Origin of the sequence: Timaviella obliquedivisa GSE-PSE-MK23-08B, assembly GCA_019358855.1 — a bacterium.
Lineage (GTDB): Bacteria > Cyanobacteriota > Cyanobacteriia > Elainellales > Elainellaceae > Timaviella > Timaviella obliquedivisa.
The window spans coordinates 69,898-87,540 of the sequence record JAHHII010000010.1 but is presented as its reverse complement, the minus strand read 5'-3'; the positions used below and the strand labels follow the sequence as shown (position 1 = coordinate 87,540).

19 protein-coding genes are annotated in these 17,643 nt (G+C 48.6%); 8 read left to right on the top strand and 11 right to left on the bottom strand.

Translation table 11 applies throughout. The features are described from left to right. Positions 1 to 30: 30 nt before the first annotated feature. Entirely contained in the window at positions 31 to 894 is an 864-nt protein-coding gene (locus KME11_17005; protein ID MBW4516912.1) for an FHA domain-containing protein, read from the top strand. On the opposite strand, the gene tgt is transcribed toward KME11_17005, so the two are convergent. Both tgt and KME11_16995 read right to left on the bottom strand, forming a co-directional pair. Next, entirely contained in the window at positions 885 to 2,012 is a 1,128-nt protein-coding gene (gene tgt / locus KME11_17000; GenBank protein ID MBW4516911.1) for a tRNA guanosine(34) transglycosylase Tgt, read from the bottom strand. The two genes, KME11_17005 and tgt, sit on opposite strands and share 10 nt — an antisense overlap. A 179-nt stretch (positions 2,013 to 2,191) precedes the next feature. Beyond that, positions 2,192 to 2,671: a hypothetical protein gene (locus KME11_16995; GenBank protein MBW4516910.1), complete on the bottom strand. Its 480-nt coding sequence runs from the start codon at positions 2,669 to 2,671 to the stop codon at positions 2,192 to 2,194. A gap of 885 nt (positions 2,672 to 3,556) precedes the next feature. On the opposite strand from KME11_16995, the gene cobS reads away from it, so the two are divergent. From cobS to KME11_16970, 5 genes are all read left to right on the top strand, one after another. After that, positions 3,557 to 4,324, top strand: a complete 768-nt coding sequence (gene cobS / locus KME11_16990; protein MBW4516909.1) for an adenosylcobinamide-GDP ribazoletransferase — start codon at positions 3,557 to 3,559, stop codon at positions 4,322 to 4,324. 51 nt (positions 4,325 to 4,375) lie between these two features. Continuing rightward, a complete protein-coding gene (locus KME11_16985; GenBank protein ID MBW4516908.1) occupies positions 4,376 to 5,242 on the top strand; it encodes a 6-carboxytetrahydropterin synthase in 867 nt (288 codons plus the stop codon). A gap of 161 nt (positions 5,243 to 5,403) precedes the next feature. Continuing rightward, the gene (locus tag KME11_16980) at positions 5,404 to 6,369 is read left to right on the top strand and encodes a DUF262 domain-containing protein (protein ID MBW4516907.1); all 966 of its coding nucleotides are present in this window, start codon (positions 5,404 to 5,406) and stop codon (positions 6,367 to 6,369) included. Between the two features lie 42 nt (positions 6,370 to 6,411). Further along, a complete protein-coding gene (locus KME11_16975; protein ID MBW4516906.1) occupies positions 6,412 to 6,885 on the top strand; it encodes a hypothetical protein in 474 nt (157 codons plus the stop codon). A 253-nt stretch (positions 6,886 to 7,138) separates the two neighbouring features. Then, positions 7,139 to 7,363 (top strand): DUF433 domain-containing protein, encoded by a 225-nt coding sequence (locus KME11_16970; GenBank protein MBW4516905.1) that lies wholly within the window; start codon positions 7,139 to 7,141, stop codon positions 7,361 to 7,363. A 57-nt stretch (positions 7,364 to 7,420) separates the two neighbouring features. Here the strand turns inward: KME11_16970 and KME11_16965 are convergent, their stop codons facing one another. Continuing rightward, positions 7,421 to 8,368: a class I SAM-dependent methyltransferase gene (locus tag KME11_16965; GenBank protein MBW4516904.1), complete on the bottom strand. Its 948-nt coding sequence runs from the start codon at positions 8,366 to 8,368 to the stop codon at positions 7,421 to 7,423. A 175-nt stretch (positions 8,369 to 8,543) separates the two neighbouring features. On the opposite strand from KME11_16965, the gene KME11_16960 reads away from it, so the two are divergent. Then, on the top strand, positions 8,544 to 10,676 hold the full coding sequence (locus KME11_16960) for a GAF domain-containing protein (protein MBW4516903.1): 2,133 nt from the start codon (positions 8,544 to 8,546) through the stop codon (positions 10,674 to 10,676). Between the two features lie 354 nt (positions 10,677 to 11,030). On the opposite strand, the gene KME11_16955 is transcribed toward KME11_16960, so the two are convergent. The 3 genes from KME11_16955 to KME11_16945 all read right to left on the bottom strand — a co-directional run bounded on the left by KME11_16955 (position 11,031) and on the right by KME11_16945 (position 12,941). Next, positions 11,031 to 11,486: an RNA-binding protein gene (locus KME11_16955; GenBank protein ID MBW4516902.1), complete on the bottom strand. Its 456-nt coding sequence runs from the start codon at positions 11,484 to 11,486 to the stop codon at positions 11,031 to 11,033. 658 nt (positions 11,487 to 12,144) lie between these two features. After that, the gene (gene smpB / locus KME11_16950) at positions 12,145 to 12,609 is read right to left on the bottom strand and encodes an SsrA-binding protein SmpB (GenBank protein MBW4516901.1); all 465 of its coding nucleotides are present in this window, start codon (positions 12,607 to 12,609) and stop codon (positions 12,145 to 12,147) included. A 65-nt stretch (positions 12,610 to 12,674) separates the two neighbouring features. Beyond that, on the bottom strand, positions 12,675 to 12,941 hold the full coding sequence (locus tag KME11_16945) for a YciI family protein (protein MBW4516900.1): 267 nt from the start codon (positions 12,939 to 12,941) through the stop codon (positions 12,675 to 12,677). Between the two features lie 69 nt (positions 12,942 to 13,010). Between KME11_16945 and KME11_16940 the strand changes: the two genes are divergently transcribed. Then, positions 13,011 to 14,621 (top strand): FAD-dependent oxidoreductase, encoded by a 1,611-nt coding sequence (locus KME11_16940; protein ID MBW4516899.1) that lies wholly within the window; start codon positions 13,011 to 13,013, stop codon positions 14,619 to 14,621. A gap of 36 nt (positions 14,622 to 14,657) precedes the next feature. On the opposite strand, the gene KME11_16935 is transcribed toward KME11_16940, so the two are convergent. The 5 genes from KME11_16935 to KME11_16915 are packed head-to-tail and all read right to left on the bottom strand — an operon-like array spanning position 14,658 to position 17,611. Further along, a complete protein-coding gene (locus KME11_16935) occupies positions 14,658 to 15,155 on the bottom strand; it encodes a crossover junction endodeoxyribonuclease RuvC (protein MBW4516898.1) in 498 nt (165 codons plus the stop codon). After that, complete coding sequence (locus KME11_16930; protein MBW4516897.1) at positions 15,152 to 15,982, bottom strand: SWIM zinc finger family protein; 831 nt, start codon at positions 15,980 to 15,982, stop codon at positions 15,152 to 15,154. The genes KME11_16935 and KME11_16930 overlap by 4 nt, the downstream gene beginning before the upstream one ends. Positions 15,983 to 15,985: 3 nt before the next feature. Then, positions 15,986 to 16,258, bottom strand: coding sequence for a DUF3143 domain-containing protein (locus tag KME11_16925; protein MBW4516896.1), 273 nt, complete (start codon positions 16,256 to 16,258; stop codon positions 15,986 to 15,988). A 49-nt stretch (positions 16,259 to 16,307) separates the two neighbouring features. Continuing rightward, positions 16,308 to 16,754, bottom strand: a complete 447-nt coding sequence (locus KME11_16920; protein MBW4516895.1) for a J domain-containing protein — start codon at positions 16,752 to 16,754, stop codon at positions 16,308 to 16,310. Positions 16,755 to 16,789: 35 nt separating this feature from the next. After that, entirely contained in the window at positions 16,790 to 17,611 is an 822-nt protein-coding gene (locus tag KME11_16915; protein ID MBW4516894.1) for a hypothetical protein, read from the bottom strand. Positions 17,612 to 17,643 lie beyond the last annotated feature (32 nt).

Genomic DNA, 17,643 nt, shown 5'->3' with positions numbered 1-17,643 from the left:
ATTGATTTCGGAGCCTGATTGGAGAATGGCATGATCGTCTGTCCAAATTGCAACCACCCAAACCCCGATGGAGCCGTGCAGTGTGAGGCATGTTACACGCCTTTACCTGTTCTCTCGACCTGCCCTAACTGTAAAGCATCTGTCCAAGCGGATGCTAGCTTTTGTGGTCAGTGTGGCTTTAATCTGCAAAGTGCCGCTCCATCCACTGCCAGTGCATCTCCCGATTCAGGCGTACCCGACCTCTCTCCACCAGAACCGTTAGTTTTGCCAGACCCGCTGACGTTTCCAGTAGAGGCTGAGGCTTCTGGGGCTGAGGCTTCTGGGGCTGAGGTTCCTGAAGCAGTTTCACCTCCACCATCCTTTCCCTTTCCCTCGGCATCCATAGAACAACCCGCATCACCTATGGCACAGATTATTGAGCCCGTAGTTTCTGAGCCTGTAGCTGTTTCTGAGCCTGTGGCTGTTTCTGAGCCTGTGGCTGTTTCTGAGCCTATAGCTTCGGAACCTGCGCCTCCTCCTGAGGCGTCTTTTAGTCCAATACCAGGGGCACAATCTACACAGCTTCAGACTCAAACCGCTCGGTTGCTGCAAGTCCAAACCAATCTCACCATCGAACTTCCTACAAACCTTTCTGTCATTCACATTGGCAAACCCAACGATCGCATTCCCCCCGATATTGATGTTTCTGGCTTCCCCAATTCAGAGATTGTGTCCCGCATTCATGCTGATATTCGGGTTGAAGCAGATGCTTATTACATTGAGGATTTAGGGAGTTCTAACGGGACTTACATTAACAATGTGCCGCTTCCCCCCGGAAACCGTCATCGTCTCCGCATTGGCGATCGCATTGCGCTAGGCAAGGGGGATAAGGTCACTTTTCTATTTCAAGCTTGAGCCGCTTCAGGTTTGAGCCAGTGGGAAAACTCAGTGGTAAATCGATCGCCCAAAATTGCCTCCCGAATCTGCTGAGTAAACCGAATGAGCTCGGTAATATTGTGGATTGAGAGGAGCGTGTAGCCCAGTAGCTCTTGCGATCGCAGCAAATGGCTGAGGTAGGCACGGGTAAAAGTTTGGCAGGTATAGCAAGGGCAACTCGCGTCTAGTGGCGTAAAGTCTTCTCGGAAGCGGGCGTTTTTAACGTTCCAGCGATCGCCTTGCACTAGGGCACTGCCGTGACGGGCAAGGCGGGTTGGAATCACGCAGTCGAATAGATCAACGCCAGCGGCGATCGCCTGTGCCATTTCCCGGTAAGTTCCAATTCCCATCAAATAACGCGGTTTGTTCTCTGGTAGCAGTGGCGTAGTCGCTTTAACAATTTCTTCGATTAGTTCTGGGGGTTCCCCCACACTTACCCCACCGATCGCATATCCGGGCATATCCAACGCCGCCAAATTTCGTGCTGCCTCTTGACGCAGATCCAGGTAAACCCCACCTTGAACAATGGGGAAGAGCGCTTGGTCAGGACGTTGGTGCTCAGCAATGCAGCGCTTTAGCCACCGATAGGTGCGATCGGTAGCCTCTTCAACCTGTTGACGGGTAGCAGGGTAAGGCGGGCATTCATCGAATGCCATAATCACATCTGCCCCTAAAGCATTCTGAATTTGGATTGAGCGCTCTGGGGTAAGGTGGATCATTTGACCGTCTCGGGGCGATCGAAACGTCACTCCATCTTCAGAGATCGATCGCATTTTGCTGAGGCTAAAGACTTGAAACCCACCCGAATCAGTCAGCATAGGACCTTCCCAGCCCATAAATTGATGTACGCCGCCCGCCCGCTTCACAATGTCTTCTCCGGGTTGGAGATGGAGATGGTAGGTATTAGACAACACCATTTGCGCCCCAGTTTCCTTAAGTTGGGCAGAGGTAACGGTTTTGACGTTGGCTAATGTGCCTACAGGCATGAAGCGGGGCGTTTCGACAATGCCATGAGGAGTCTGAAAAACGCCTGCCCGAGCATGGGTGTGGCTACAATGAGCTTGGCACTGGAAGGAAAATACAGAGTCGGAATGCATGGGGCGATCGCGTGATGAACCGTTCACCACCATACCGAAGAATTTGACAGGCGATCGTAACTTGACCGCATTTTTTCAAGATTAGGTCACAAGATCAGGTTAAACGAATTAACCTAAAACCAGCTAGATAGCCAAAACGGATATCTAGCTGCTGAGAATCTCTCTAAGGGAAGAGACTTTTAGGAAGGAAAGTTTTCTTCATCATCAATCCGGACGTCCCAGCTGGCAGATAAAACTTCTGCAACCACTGCTTCTAGCGCTGCCGCGTTAAGGTGGCGACTGGTTTGCTCTTGAAGCGGATTGGTAAGGGGAATGAGGCGAAGCTGACGATTGTCTTGAATCAAGTCAAAACAAGCCTGCTGTTCAGGTGCCGAAGACTGTCCTTTGGGCACTCGCTCTAGCTTCAAACAATCAAAGCTATGAACGTTGATATAAAGAGTGTGGTTGGCTACCAGGGTCGAGCGCTGAGGGTCGGAAAATACCTCTAGTAGGTAACCTTCATCTTCTGTCAGAACATCGTTGTCTTGGGTGTAACAGTAGCGAACTCGGCTCAAATCGCAGAGTAGACGGCGCATGTCTTGTTTGTTAACCACGATGCCTGTGTCAACAATACAAGGCGCAGGCAAATGAGTATTTCCAGGGAGTTTATCGTAGCTCATAGGTGAGGAAGCCTTAGGTCGAGCGAATGACCTTTGGTTGAACGACTGGTAAATGGGCGGAAAAAACCTTGCCTGCATCTGTGGACGATTGCTTAACACAAGGGATTGGATAAACTGCTACTCGTCAATTTGAAATGGGTACACTTCTAAAAAGCTGAAAACTCGCGAGAATAGAAAGTGAGTAACCGTAATACTCACAAGTGCAAGTTTAAGGCGATCGCTTTGACCTCCGGGGAATGAGGCTAGAACGGGTTAAAGATTTAACCCTAGCGGCTATAAAAATTGTACTTGAACCAATAATATCTCAAGTCTCTGAACAATCTCTTAACTGGATTTACGGAAGTTACGTAAAATCCGCTTTGTGCAACCTCTAAAGTTTGTAGTTTTTGCCCATTTGACGTTTTCATTATGAATGAGAAGTAGGGTTGAGAAGTTCAGCGATAGGGCTGAACCTATTGCATTCGCTGCGTGCTAAGGGAGTTGCAATTAAATAACGTCCCGAATCGCCCCCTAAATCCCCCATTCTGGGGGACTTCCGAACCTTTCGAAGTCCCCCAGAATGGCAGGGCTGATCTATTGATTAGAGGAAAACCTCATGACCGGCATTCTTGGGTTTGAGCTTATATGGGTGTCTACCGATACTCAACAGAAGGATAAGGAGCAGAGGTATTTTCCTTCTTTCAATAGATCAGCCCTGCCCCAGAATGGGGGATTTAGGGGGCTGATAAGTCAATGCATCTCACTGGGGTTTTATTTTCACGCAACTCCCTAAGTACAGTGAACGATGAAGAGGCAAGGGGAAGCGAGTGTTCGCACTTTCCCTTACCTCTTTTTGTCAGCGTAATTCTTTAATACGATTAAACCCTACGACGTTCAGGAGAAACTATGAAATTCTTGGCAGATGGGGTGGCAAGTGTCATGGCGGCGATCGCCTTCTATACCTGCATTCCGGTTCCTGCCTGGACGCTGGACTTTCGACAGGTTGCGCGTTTAGCGCCGCTCATTGGGCTAGGAATTGGAGCTTTGCTAGGGCTACTTGATCAAAGCTTACAACTTGTCGGGATGCCTATTTTGACCCGGAGCACGGTAGTGGTGGTGGCTTGGGTTACGATTACAGGCGGACTGCACCTAGATGGGGCAATGGATACTGCGGATGGGCTGGCAGTGACCGATCCGCAGCGGCGACTGGAGGTGATGGTGGATAGCCATACGGGCGCTTTTGGGGCGATCGCGGCGATCGCGCTCCTCTTACTCAAGACTGCGGCGTTGGCAGAATTACCAGACTGGCGATGGTTTTTATTGCCATTGGTAGCAGGCTGGGGACGCTGGGCGCAGCAGGTGGCGATCGCGCGTTATCCGTACTTAAAACCAACGGGTAAAGGAGCCTTCCATAAGGCAGCCCTTCGGTCTTGGCGAGATGTGGTGCCGTCGCTGCTAATGTTGCTACTGCTGAACTTGCTGCCCATTTTTGTGTTTTTGAATGCACGATGGCTGGGGGTGGGGTTACTGAGTGGGGTGGCGATCGCCTTGCTTGTTCCTGCCTGGTTCAACCGTAAGCTGGGGGGGCATACGGGGGATACTTATGGGGCTGTGGTGGAGTGGACGGAGGCGATTTTGTTAATTAGTCTAACGGCTTTTCAAAGTCATTTCTGACTCAACCTTGTTATTCTAGGTAAGTTACGGAACTTAACACTCCTTACGCCTATGAAATGCATCATCGATCGCCGAGCCCAGTTCTCTGCGAGCCATCGTTACTGGTTGCCAGAGCTAAGCGAGGCTGAGAACATTGAAAAATTTGGGCTTTGTACCCGTTTCCCTGGGCATGGGCACAACTACGTCCTTTACGTATCCATGGAAGGGGATTTGGACGAGTATGGCATGGTGCTGAACCTATCTGATGTGAAGCAGGTGATTAAGCGGGAAGTAACGAGCCAACTTGATTTTTCTTACCTCAATGAGGCTTGGGAGGAGTTTCAGCAAGGCTTACCCACTACAGAAAACATAGCGCGAGTGATTTGGCAAAGGCTGGCGGCACATTTACCGCTGGTGCGCATTCAACTTTTTGAACATCCTGAACTTTGGGCAGAATACAAGGGTCACAATATGGAAGCTTATCTCACCATTAGTACACACTTCAGCGCGGCTCACCGTCTGGCGTTGCCGACCCTAACCCTAGAGCAAAATTCGGAAATTTATGGCAAGTGCGCCAGGGTAAATGGGCATGGGCACAACTACCACTTAGAAGTGACAATTCAGGGCGAAATTGAACCCCGCACAGGGATGATTGCGGATTTGGTGGCGTTTCAAAAAGCAGTGGATGAGTTTGTGGTGGAGCCGTTTGACCATACGTTTTTGAATAAGGATATTCCTTACTTTGCTGAGGTGGTTCCTACGGCTGAAAATATTGCAATTCACATTCGGGATTTGCTGGAGCAACCGATTCGAGCGATCGGGGCAAAGCTACACAAGGTGAAGCTGATTGAAAGCCCGAATAATTCCTGTGAGGTCTATGGATTGAAGCAGGAGGCGGCGATCGCCCAGCGGCAAGTGCCTGCATTTGCGACTGTGTAGAGTTAGTGGGGCGATCGCGTCTTAAAATTCTGCTGCCATCTTGCTTAAGGTATTGTGCGGATGAGATGCGGGGTAAAGTAGTGCCTCTAAAAGTGCTTGGATAGAAGATTTTGGCTTAGAATGCATCGGGTCAAAGCGTACACGTAATAACTTGTAGCAAAATGATAGATACTTATGAAACGGATGAAGTTTACGCAGAGCTTGAACCCGAAGTAGAAGAGGTGGCAGATAAACCTGATGCTCGACCTGTTGCTAGCCAACCTCACGACTGGACTATTTCGACACTGCGTGACAAGTTTGAGCGGGGACAGATTAATCCACAACCCCATTACCAGCGTGAGTATGTCTGGGAACTGAAACCTGAGTTGCCATCACGCCTTATAGAGTCATTGTTATTGCAAATACCGATTCCGCCCCTCTACTTTGTGCGTCTTGAAACAGGGAAGCTTGAAGTTGTTGACGGACAGCAACGTTTGACAACGTTAATTAAATTTGTTACCAATAACTTCAAATTACAGAAGCTTCAAAAATTAAGTAGTCTAAACGGTAAGCTTTTTCAGGAACTGTCTGAGCAAGATCAAGAAAAGATTATGGATGCTCCTATCCGCAGCATTGTCATTGACGCGGGAACAAATCAAGATTTGCGTTATGAAATCTTTGAGAGATTAAATCGTGGAGCGATGGCACTAAATGAACAGGAAATTAGAAATTGTGTTTATCGAGGTTTGTTCTGCGATTTGCTGACAGAGCTGGAGCAGGATGGTAATTGGCGGAAAATCAAAGGTCATAACTCTCCAGAATCACGATTCATTGAACGTGAAATGATTCTTCGATTCTTCTCATTTACGAATAGAATCGACCACTATGCAGGTAATTTAAAGCGATTTCTTAACGACTACATGGGTAGATACGCACCTAAAGAGAAAGTGCAGGTTGCTGAGCTTAGAACAATGTTTCAGCAATCTATGCAGAACGTTTACATAGTGTTTGGTGAGCATTCAGGACGACTTTATTCTGTGGATGAAGGAGCATCGCAAGATGAGGGGCGATGGGAAAAGAAATTCTCCATCTCTGCCCTTGATATTCAGGCATCTGCTCTTATAGGACATCCACCCTCAAAAGTTTAACCTGTAGCAAAATCTATTTTCGAGGCTTATAAGTTTTACATTGTGACCAACCCTCAAATTCGTGCCGCGATTTCGCGTCGTCCAGCGGGTACTGAGGCTACAAAGACAAGATGGTTTGGTTTCAAAACAGTCGTTCAAGAAATTCTAAGCAGTCCTTCATCTAGGGAAGAGGCAAGTGACCCTTTGTTTGAGGCAAAAGTCCTTTTCAAGACTGGTTATTTTCCTGCGGCTGGAGCAATGGCTGGAGTCGTTCTTGAAGAGCATTTGAGAGCATTGTGCGTTAGTCAAATCCCCCCTCTCGTACTACGTGGTAATACAATTGACCCACTAAGTGAAACACTGAAATCTGCAAGGATTTATGATCAAACACAACATCGACGCATTCAAGTCATGGGTGATGTTCGAAATCGTTGTAGTCATGCAGTATCTAACCCTCCTTCAAAAGAAGAGGTTTGGGAGCTAATCGAAGATGTTAGTAAGTTTCTGCATAGCTACCCAATAAAAAGCGAGGTGTAGCCATCAGCCCAAACAATCATGTTGCAGCAGACTGAAGGAATTCGCTGGTACTAAGTTTGAGGTTATTTACAGCCGCTGAGCGCAACTATTATGCCAATTAGTCTAGGTGGTGACAGTATCGGAGGCACATCTGTTCACATCTAAGGTTGAAAGCTACTCTAAGTTTAGTGTTGGGGCGATCGCTTTTAATAAGCGTTCTGAGCAGTTAGTCGTAGGCTAAGATCGAGTAGATTCCTGCTATCGGATAACTGATATGACAATTGCAGCGCGTGTGATTCATAGCGACCCTGAAATATTAGGAGGAACTCCTATTTTTGTTGGAACTCGTGTGCCAATGAAAACGTTGCTCGATTATCTCGAAGCGGGCAATCCACTCAATGAATTCCTAGATCATTTTCCCAGTGTTGGGCGTGAGCAAGCGATCGCAGACCTTTACTTGGCAAAGGAACTGCTGACAGCTTATGCGAATTCTGCTTGATGAATGTGCCCCACGACCCTTAAAGGGTGAACTTAGGAATATTTTTGTGGCTGTATTTTAACGCACCTGGGCAACGAGGGTTCGGTGGCGGGAGCTATTGGAGGTAATGGTGGGGCGATCGAAGCCTGCGTCATAAATGACTTGAGCAAGATCAAGGGCGAAGTATTGGTCGAGGTAGGGTTCGGTGCTTTTGAGCAGGGTGAGGATGTAGGGAGGCATCTGGGCATAGACCTCGGATTGGGGATTCATGTCCATGATGGCGAGGTGCCCGCCGGGGCGAAGAAGGCGACGAGCTTCTTGAAGAATGGCGATCGCCGCAGGTTGGGGCAACTCATGGAAAACTAAGTGTGCCGAAACGAGATCGTAGGAAGCATCAGGCAGCCCAGTGGCTTCGGCGGCAGCGTGGAGCCAGGTCGGAGCAGGCTGGGTAGAGCGCTGAAAGGACTGGTATTGAGCGATCGCTAAAAAGTAGGGCGACAAATCTAGCCCAGTAATTTGCGCTTGAGGATAAATGTTCTGCAACGCAAAGGTGCTCATCCCAACGCTACAGCCTATGTCTAGAATGGCTTGGGGAGCGATCGCAATCTGCTTCTGCAAAACGTCGTGATAGCTTTGCCGCAGCATCCCGTCTCCTTTGGCTCCCGCATCTTGCCAAATTTTGGCATGAACAGCATGGGCTGCCACTTCTACTTCCATGGCAGCTTCCCAACTCATGTTGCCTTGTTCGTAGGCATGGAAAGGGCGAAGGTAATAGTCAGGATAGGTGAGGTTAGGGTTTTTGACTTGAGCGAGTTCGGTTTCCCACTCAGGAGCAAATTCGGCTTGGCTGCCCCGCGATCGCAAGATTTGAACTTCTTGCCGCCAGTAAACGCCAATCGATTCTGCACGTTTAATCATCATGGAGCGGGCTTGATGTTTAGCGAGGGCAGCTAATGGTTTGATGGCAAGGATGCCGTTCACCAATTGAGAGGCGAGACGAGGCGTAGTTTTGAGGGTGGCAGTCATAGAGGGGAAGTATAGGAGATTTTGAACAGGTAGGGCTGTCAACCCTAAAGATTTTATGGTGAACTGGGCATTGACTCAACCCGGGAAGGCAAGATGAAGCCAGGTCTTAATTAAAATTTTTGTGTCCTTTTCCTCAACTCGGCTGATAGCCGCAGTATTTGGTGCAGACGAAGCTATGCAATCTTTTAAACCCTTAGGGGTAAGCCAGGTTTTATCGAGTTCACAGTTTATCCAATTACAAGAGCTTTTGGCAGAAACAGCGAGTGCTGATGCAAAGGTACTGACGCAGCGATCGCCAGAAGTAGCACGATTACTCTATCAAGAGCCGACCTTTGAGTGGTTGGGGCTGAGAGTTGACCAGTTTATGGGAGTCGTGTCGGCAGATTTCAGCGCGCTTTTGGTAGGAGAACAGGTGGTGCAGGGTTACCGCATTGGTCTAACGTTTGAGCCGGAAGCGATCGCCCTTTTTCTCTCTCAATCTCAGCAGTTTCCTATAGCAGTGCAGCCTAATAATCCTCATGCCCAATCTGAATTTACTCTCAAGCTCATTAATCTTCTTACGACAAATTCTTTAGCTTCTGAACATGCTGGAACGATCGCCATGCAGCAGCAAATTCAGCGAGTCACTACCCAAATCCGCCAGAGTTTAGAGTTACCTGTGATTCTTCAAACGGCTGTGGAGCAAGGGCGACAGTTTTTAAATGCCGATCGTCTGATCATTTACCAACTGGGACATGCTAATGACGCTTCCCCAGAAAGCGGCTTTGTCGCATACGAGGCTAAAGCTTCTGATGAAATCTCATCGGTTTTGCATTTAATCGATGCCTGCGATGTCCTACAAAGCTCTCGACATTCTGTCCTTTATTGTCAAGGTTCAGCTTTGGCGGTAGAAGATGTCAACATATCCTATGCAACCACCCCTTGTTTACTGCATTTTCTACAAACTGCGCAGGTGCGATCGAAGCTAATTGCGCCTATTTTTCAGAATCAAGCGCTTTGGGGCTTTTTGGTCGCTCATGAATGCCATCACACGCGCCAATGGCAAGAGAGTGAACGACAATTTTTACAGCAGATTGCTGAACATTTGGCGATCGCCATTAGCCAAGCCCAGCTTTATGCTGAAGTCCAGCAACAAAAGCAAACCTTAGAGCAGCGAGTCATTGAACGCACTCAGGAACTTCAAGCCGTAACGCAAACTGCTCAATCTGCAAACCGAGCTAAAAGCGAATTTCTTGCCAGCGTTACTCACGAACTCCGCACGCCTTTGACCTGCATCATTGGTATGTCTACGACGCTACAACGATGGTCAAAAGATACGCTCAATGAACGGCAGCAAGGTTTTTTGCAAATCATTCATGACAGCGGCGAACAACTCTTAAGCTTAATTAATGACATTCTCGACGTGTCACAAGCAGACTCCCACCAGATGACGCTGGAGTTAGGGAAGGTTTCTCCGATCCTATTGGCACGCCAGACCCTTAAAGCATTTGAGGCAGAAGCAACACTGCGATCGATCGACTTGAAGTTAGACTTGCCATCCAAAGAAAAAGTTGAGCCTTTCACGGCAGATCCTCGGCGGGTGCAGCAAATTTTATTTAACTTGATGGACAATGCCGTTAAATTTACTTCTGAAGGCGGAAAAATTACCTTACGGGTGTCTCGAGAAGAAAATCAAGTCACCTTTCAAGTTAAAGATACAGGAATCGGTATTTTTGCAGCCCAAATACCGCTGCTTTTCCAAAAATTTCGGCAGCTTGACGCAGGCTATCATCGCCAGTACAGAGGTACAGGCTTAGGACTAGCGCTAGTAAAGCAGTTAGTAGAACTACATGGCGGGTGGGTAGGTGTAGAGTCCATACCAGAGGTCGGCTCTATTTTTACAGTACGGCTGCCGACTTCTCATCTAGGCAAAATTAAGGTGCGGATTCCGCCAATGGTGGAGCAGCCTCAAGGGCGCATCGTTTTGATTGAGCATGATGAAGACAATGCAACCGTGGTTTGTGACGTTTTAACAGCGGCGGGCTATCAAGTGGTGTGGTTGCTAGAAGGCTTGACGGCAATTGACTCAATTGAAGCGCTTCGTCCTTTTATGGTTATTACCAATGCTCGGCTTTCAGATATTGATGGCGCTAGTCTAGTTCAGGGCTTGCGCCAAAATCTAGCAATGAGCCGGGTCAAAGTGGTGGTTATGGTTGATGAAGCTGAGATAGGAGCGAGAATAGACTGGCTGGCGATCGGGGCAGATGATTGGCTCTTTCAACCAGTTCGTCCCGACATTCTGCTACAAAAAATACTTCTTCTTGTTTAAGTAAAAGCGCCTAAGGGAGTTGCGATTAAATAACGCCCCGAACCGTCCCCTAAATCCCCCATTCTGGGGCAGGACTTCCGAACCTGTCAAAGTCCTCCAGAATGGGGGATTTAGGGGGCTGATAAGTCAATGTATCCCATTGGGGTTTTATTTTCACGCAACTCCCTAACCCAATAAACAGCAGCCGACTCCAGAATTTTTTCTGAGGTCATCGGCTGCTGTTAAAGAAGGGCTGCTGTTGAAGAAGCTCTAATCAGAATGAGGGGTTTCTGGTCTAGAAGATCAATGTTTCTAAAAGAGTAAATCTTATGGGATGTACTGAGTTTTAATGAGAAGCAATTCTAGATTTATAGATCAAGAATTGGTCGTTTGAGCGGCTAGCAGTTGCTTGAGCTTTTCTAGATCCTGTGCCCAGCGAGGATCGGGCTGAACAGATTCAGACTCGGTAGGCTCGGCAGTCGCGGGGCGGCGGGATTTGTTGCCGCTATTAGATGATTTGCTGCGCTTGGCTGAACCGCCGCCCGCAGGAGCTGCTGCGGGGGCACCTTCTTCGCTACCTTTAGCTCGAGGGAGTGCTTTCTCAAGTTTTAGTTCGGTGTCTTTGAACATAAAGCCATTGAACTTTTCGATGAGAACATCAGCTTGTTCGTCAGTTTTGACGGTGACAAAACCAAAACCACGGCATTTACCAGTTTTGCGATCGGTAATCACCTTAGTAGATGCAGATTCGTCAAATTCGGCGAACACAGCCTCTAATTCCTCACGCTCAAACTCTTTGGGCAAGTTACCCACGTATATGCGAATAGACATTATAAAAAACCTCCAGAGGCTTAAAAGAGATAAACGATTTGGAAAATTATGTTCCCTACATCAGTAGAGGAACCGGATCTGACCCTCTTTATCGGTAGGCTGTGTCGCTGCTTAACCAACTTTGATAATCCTACCTACAAACTTGCAAGATAAATACTGTGGAATGATGATTGCCCAATGTCGCTTAAATAAGTAGGTTTAGTGCGATCGACATTGTAAACATCATTAAGGTGTCTTCGCCATTCATTAAGCTATCACGGCATTGTGATCTCAAACCGGATTTACCCAAGATTTAATTAAAACTCTTACCTTCTTTTCAAACCATGACACACCTTTAGGAGTTTGAGAGAAAAACGGTGACAGTTAGTGCAATTTAACTTGGGGTTACAAGATACTTAGTGAAAAGCCAGCCTTCACGTAGGCTGGCTCGATTCGCTGTGTTGGAAGGAGATAATCAGGACTATTGAATGCCCTAACTGACGGTGTTAATGAATTTGCATCACGCCAAGCCGGATAGGGACATACTGTAGACCTTGTAAAGAAATGTAACATTAGCCAATCGAATTCGCAATATTTTGTTGCATTCTCTGAGCGTCAGTTAACCATTTAAGCCTTGTCGATCGCCCCCCCATCACCCACTCATTGACTAGTTAAGTGACTAGTTATTTTTCATAACACGCTGAATTTCTCGGGTTTCTTGTTTGCGCTTCAGGTCTTCTCGTTTGTCATGAAGTTTTTTGCCTCGAACTAGGGCGATCGTGAGTTTAACCCAGCCGCGTTTAAGGTACATTTTGAGCGGCACGACGGTGAGTCCTTGCTGATCTACCTGGCTGACTAGCTTGCTGATTTCTTTGCTATGTAAGAGAAGTTTGCGGGTACGGAGGGGCTCGTGGTTAAAAACTTGGCTGGCAGTTTGGTGAGGAGAGATATGGACATTATGAAGCCATGCCTCGCCCTTGCGAATGAGGGCGTAGCCATCGCGCAGGTTTGCTTTGCCATGACGAATTGATTTGACCTCAGTGCCTCGGAGTTCGACTCCGGCTTCGTAGGTTTCGAGGATTTCGTAAAGAAATCGGGCTTGACGGTTGTCCGCCACTATTTTGAATCCGTCGTCATCGCTCATACGTTTGTCTCCAGTCCTTTCCACATTCTCAATCTTAACCAGTCGTTAGTCATCTTTTAGGGAGGTCATTCGATGACAATGCACCATTCGTGTAGTTCGTACTCAACACAGCCATTTTTAATGAGCGGATCTTGAGCAGCGATCGCCCTGGCTTCTGCTAAGTCCGTGGCTTGAAACAACAGCATTCCGCCGCCGAATTCTTTCCAGTATCCGGTTTTTGCTTGGTGCCCGTTCGCAATTAAGTTTTTAACATAGTCTTTGTGGGCAGGGACAAACTGGTCAAAAGTCGGTTTGCTGACAATGCCTTTTTCAATTTTGACAAACCAGGGCATAGACGAGTTCCTTCTAATGGCAGGAGGGGACGAAGAAAATTATTTTTGTAGTAACTAAATCTTGATTTTATGGCTAGAACGGCGTTGGTTGATCTGTTGCGACAGGCTTATCAGATTTATGTGACTTCGGCAAAGACGGGGATGCCGAAGGATGAAGTCAGGGATCTGAGGCTCTCGCGGCGGCAAGTATTAGGGGGAATGGCAGCGATCGGGGTTAGGGGAGCAGGGCTGCTTCCAACCATGACGAATGAAAGGGCATCTAGTCGCACATTTTCGGATAGATCGAGCGTGCTGATTGTGGGGGCTGGGATAGCAGGGCTAACGGCAGCTTATCGGTTGCAGCAGGCGGGAGTACAGGCAGATGTAGTGGAGGCAAGTCGGCGGGTGGGAGGGCGACTGCGGAGTTTGCGGAATGTGGCAGGCACTCCGGGCGTGGTGGAAATGGGGGGAGAATTTATTGATACTCGTCATACTGCGGTGCAATCGCTGGCAACAGAGTTAGGGCTAGAACTGGCTGATCTGCGCTTGGCAGATATGGGGTTAGAGCCAGAGGTTTTATTTTTTCAGGGACACAGGATCAGCCAGCAGCAGGTGATTGAGGAGTTTTCGCCCTTGGCAAAGCGAATTGCTAATGATTTGCAAAGGTTGGGCGACCCTTGCGGTAACGGCAGAGCCGATCGCAATATTAGCTACCACGATCCGAGTCAGGCAGCAGTGCGGCTCGATCGCCTTTCGATTGCAGAATATTTAGCAACGACACCCATGTCGTGGGCGATGGATCAACTGCTGAAAGTGGCTTACATTACTGAGTTTGGGCGAGATGCAGAGTCACAGTCTTGCTTGAATATGTTGTTTTTGATTGGAGCGGAGGTGGGTCAGTGGAGTACCTACGGAGTTAGCGATGAGCGCTATCACGTGGTGGGCGGCAATGATCAGATTCCGCAGAGACTGGCAGAGCGACTACACAGAGCCGTGGAGACGGGGACGGTACTGGAGTCTATTCGAGCAAAATCAGCGGGTGGTTATCAGGTTAGTTTACGGCAAGGCTCAACGAGTGTGGAACGCACTTATGAACACATTTTGGTAACGGTGCCGTTTGGAGTGCTGCGACATATTGAATTGGCGATCGATTTGCCACCCGTAAAGCGGCGGGCGATCGCTGAGTTAGGCTATGGCACTAGTACAAAGCTGTCTATGCCCTTTCAGGAGCGCCTTTGGCGATCGCGCTATCACTCTACTATTAGCGTTTACAGCGATTTAGATTTTCAAAATACTTGGGAAAGTGCCCGCTATGCGATCGGCTCGTCAGGATGGCTGACCAATTTGAGAGGAGGGACGAATGGAATAACGCTGGGAGAAGGCAATGTTGAGGCGCAGGCACAGAAATTATTAAGTGATTTTGAAGGGATTTTTCCAGGAATTAGCGCGGCACAGCAAGGAAAAGTGGTGCGATCGTTCTGGGCAGCCGAGCCGTATTCGCTAGGTTCTTATGCCTGTTATTTGCCCGGACAATGGACAACGATCGGCGGGGCAGAAGGGGAGCGCGTAGGCAATATTTGGTTTGCTGGAGAACACTGTTCGCCCGGTTCTCAAGGATATATGAATGGCGCTTGTGAAACGGCAGAGACAGCGGCTCGGGGTATCTTGCAGGATTTGGGCGTGCCTGTGGGTGTCTCGTAACAGGTTGTGACAGGATAAAGAGGATGACCAGATCAATTAAGTGACGTTTGCTCTTGCCCCACATTGGGCAGCGTAGGCGATCGCCAATCCATCGGCACTATCATCGGGGCTAGGCGGTTTCGCCAACCCAAAGATATGCATGACTGCCAATTTCACTTCACCTTTACTAGAGCCATACTGCGCCACAGCCGATTTAACTTGCGATTGATGGAGAAAGATCAAATCGGTAATGCCCCAATCGCCCAATGCCAGTTCAATTACACCGAGCGCTCGTAAAACCTTGCTGGCATTGGTGTTCTCGCGTCCAAAAAATGGCATTTCTAGGGCAACAATTTCGGGCTTAACCAGGTTGCAGAGTTCGGCAATATCGCTGCGAATTTGACTAAGACGTTCGTAGGTGGGCACTTTCGAGGGGGTGGTAATCACGCCATATTCCAAGGCTTGATTGCCTCGAATTGCCCCAAAACCGATACTGGCGATCGCTGGGTCAATGCCCAAAATAATGCAATGGTTCAAATCATCAGGAACGTTCATTCTTGCCGACTGCCTGTCGTCATTGCGGCTAGAACCGCTTGCTGACTCACTTGGGCATAAATAGTCTGCAAATAGTCCAATGCTAGCTGCGCTGCAACGGCTGCCTGATTTGCCGAAACCGCCGACGCTTCTGATTTCAGTGGAATAGCGCCTAATAAATCCAAAACTGTCTCACTGCTAGGAGGAGGCGTAATAACGACGAGAGAGGAGTCTAGCGGCTGGTTGTATTGCCAAAATTTTTGTAGATCGAGGGGCGCAGACTGAGGCGTTTCAGCAATTTCCTCGATCGGAGTACTACGCAACTGACGCAAGGCAGTAATAATTTGTTCTTTGGCACGTCCTCGCAGTTGAAATAACACGAAAGGATCTTCGCTGAAGCGATCGCCCAAGAGGTAATAAACTGCGCCAATGTGCTTACAAGGATTTGCCTGATCAGGGCAAGAACATTGGCTATGAATATCAAACTTGGTCAACGGGAACAGGCTTAAGCCATTAGCCGTGAAGACTTCCTCGATATTTTGCGGCATTTCTCCAGCCAGCAGCTTTGCCGAAAAAATCGCCCGCTCTGCCATCGACTCAATCACGTACTGCCATTGCTCATCATCGAACGAGTCAAGGGATAGAGAGACCTGGTAAGGCTCTGGGGCAGTGCCTTGAACGAGCGCAGAAACCTGAGCATTGTCATGAAAGTCAATGTTGAGAACGTTCCCCTCGCGGGCATAAATGCGGGCGCGTTCTAGCCGCCGAATCCAACCGAACGATTCTAAGACATCAATCCAGCGTTGTGCCCACCATTCGCGGTTGGGTTGGGATTCGTAGGAATTCATGGGTTAAGGGCCTGAGAAAATCGCGGCTTCCAAGTCGTGGCGACTCAAGGAATATTTGAAGGTGCGCATTATGTCTCCCCCATCTTCTGCTGCGCCAAAATAGCGAACGGTGAGGGCATCAACTTCCAGCCAAAGTTCGGCTTCCCAACCCGGATTTCGTAGCGTCCAGCAGTGAAGGTTATTAGAGTCTTGCTGACAGCCTTTAGAGCGCAGCCACTCTTCAATATCGGGCAGAGGATGATTATAGAGGGGGGTATTGGCAGAAGGAAGATTCATGCGATCGGGCGGGTTGTCATTAGAGATCATGATTACTTGGATTAATGTATCACAAGGCTATTTCTCCACGCGCCACGCCCACGATTAACACTAGGAGAAGGCATCCGATCAACGTTGCGCCCATGATAAATAGGGCAAATATTTCTCCAGGAGAGAGAGGGCGATCGCTTGGATCAAGATATGCCGAAGAGCGATAGGGCTTGCTAGTCCGAGGAGTGGGAGGGTCGTAAAGATTAGGCAACGGTTGAACGAAGGGAACGCGCGAATAGCCAATTTTGCGATCGTACTGACTGCGGCGATCGGGGCTGCTGAGGGTTCCGTAGGCTTCGTTCAGTTCGTGGAACTTGGCAGTCGCGATCGCGGCTTGTAGCACTGTTGTATCGGGATGATAAAGCTTGCTCCGTTCTCGATATGCCCGACGAATTTGCTGCACTGATGCAGAGGGATGTAAGCCCAAAAGGTCGTAATAGGTGAGGGGTTGCTTTGCCTGTGACATGGAAGGAGAACAGAGAGGAGGCAAGTTTGAGGGATTTAAGCTAGCTCGAAGCACTCAGCGCGGGTGAGGCGAATTTGTGCCAATGTGAATACAACAGGGATAACGCGACCATAGTTAGTGGCGATCGCTCGCCAGCCCAAATCTGCAAAGAAGTACGCCCACATTGCTGGGCCCAAAACAGCAAACACGCCCCGAACTGCGCCATACCGGGCTGCGCTAACTGCCATTCCTCGTGACGCGGTTTGTAACGATACGCGGCTGCTCAGCTGCGCGGCACCGCTCAAAACAGTTTGCTGAGCCATTTGATAAGTAGCAGCGTGAATAGCAAACTGACGGGCAACAACCTGTAACAGCAATGGACGAACGACTGAACTAACAGCGATCGCGCTGCCACCTTTCAAAATCAATTTCATCGGGTCAGATTGAGATGAGAGCGGCAGTTGTTTTGCCAAATGAGATTCTGAAACCGCTTGCTGCAATTTCCCTGTTAAAGCAGACTTTTCGGAGAAGGGAAGCTGTTTCCAAGCGCGACTTAAGAGATGAAGGAAAACTTCTGACTCGAGATCTTCGGTAGAAAGGCTGAGGGAGCAATCAATTTTGAGGTAACGGCAAACTTGTAGCAGAATTTGCCGATAGGTCATATGGCGAGTTCGACCTTTCAGCACAGTCATCCCATCGGCGGCAACAAACCGAAACCGCGCTTCGATAGAATCAATCCAGCTTTGCCGCTCTTGGCACAGAACTTCAATGGGTTCAGGCGTACAAACATAGTCCAGCGGATTAAACTTACGCCGAAATAAAATCTCGGTCAGTGACTCTAGCTCCTCATCTGTTGCCAAATCCAACGCGGCTCGCATCTCGTCCAAAGTCCGTTCCTCCCCTGCGATAA

Excerpts from the sequence above, each read along its gene's own strand:
- KME11_16965 (MBW4516904.1), bottom strand. The coding sequence starts at position 8,368 with ATGACTGCCACCCTCAAAACTACGCCTCGTCTCGCCTCTCAATTGGTG.
- KME11_16960 (MBW4516903.1), top strand. The coding sequence starts at position 8,544 with ATGCAATCTTTTAAACCCTTAGGGGTAAGCCAGGTTTTATCGAGTTCA.
- KME11_16955 (MBW4516902.1), bottom strand. The coding sequence starts at position 11,486 with ATGTCTATTCGCATATACGTGGGTAACTTGCCCAAAGAGTTTGAGCGT.
- cobS (MBW4516909.1), top strand. The coding sequence starts at position 3,557 with ATGAAATTCTTGGCAGATGGGGTGGCAAGTGTCATGGCGGCGATCGCC.
- KME11_16980 (MBW4516907.1), top strand. The coding sequence starts at position 5,404 with ATGATAGATACTTATGAAACGGATGAAGTTTACGCAGAGCTTGAACCC.
- KME11_16930 (MBW4516897.1), bottom strand. The coding sequence starts at position 15,982 with ATGAATTCCTACGAATCCCAACCCAACCGCGAATGGTGGGCACAACGC.
- KME11_16995 (MBW4516910.1), bottom strand. The coding sequence starts at position 2,671 with ATGAGCTACGATAAACTCCCTGGAAATACTCATTTGCCTGCGCCTTGT.
- smpB (MBW4516901.1), bottom strand. The coding sequence starts at position 12,609 with ATGAGCGATGACGACGGATTCAAAATAGTGGCGGACAACCGTCAAGCC.
- KME11_16925 (MBW4516896.1), bottom strand. The coding sequence starts at position 16,258 with ATGAATCTTCCTTCTGCCAATACCCCCCTCTATAATCATCCTCTGCCC.
- KME11_16920 (MBW4516895.1), bottom strand. The coding sequence starts at position 16,754 with ATGTCACAGGCAAAGCAACCCCTCACCTATTACGACCTTTTGGGCTTA.
- KME11_16935 (MBW4516898.1), bottom strand. The coding sequence starts at position 15,155 with ATGAACGTTCCTGATGATTTGAACCATTGCATTATTTTGGGCATTGAC.
- KME11_16970 (MBW4516905.1), top strand. The coding sequence starts at position 7,139 with ATGACAATTGCAGCGCGTGTGATTCATAGCGACCCTGAAATATTAGGA.
- tgt (MBW4516911.1), bottom strand. The coding sequence starts at position 2,012 with ATGCATTCCGACTCTGTATTTTCCTTCCAGTGCCAAGCTCATTGTAGC.
- KME11_16985 (MBW4516908.1), top strand. The coding sequence starts at position 4,376 with ATGAAATGCATCATCGATCGCCGAGCCCAGTTCTCTGCGAGCCATCGT.
- KME11_17005 (MBW4516912.1), top strand. The coding sequence starts at position 31 with ATGATCGTCTGTCCAAATTGCAACCACCCAAACCCCGATGGAGCCGTG.
- KME11_16915 (MBW4516894.1), bottom strand. The coding sequence starts at position 17,611 with ATGCGAGCCGCGTTGGATTTGGCAACAGATGAGGAGCTAGAGTCACTG.
- KME11_16940 (MBW4516899.1), top strand. The coding sequence starts at position 13,011 with ATGGCTAGAACGGCGTTGGTTGATCTGTTGCGACAGGCTTATCAGATT.
- KME11_16945 (MBW4516900.1), bottom strand. The coding sequence starts at position 12,941 with ATGCCCTGGTTTGTCAAAATTGAAAAAGGCATTGTCAGCAAACCGACT.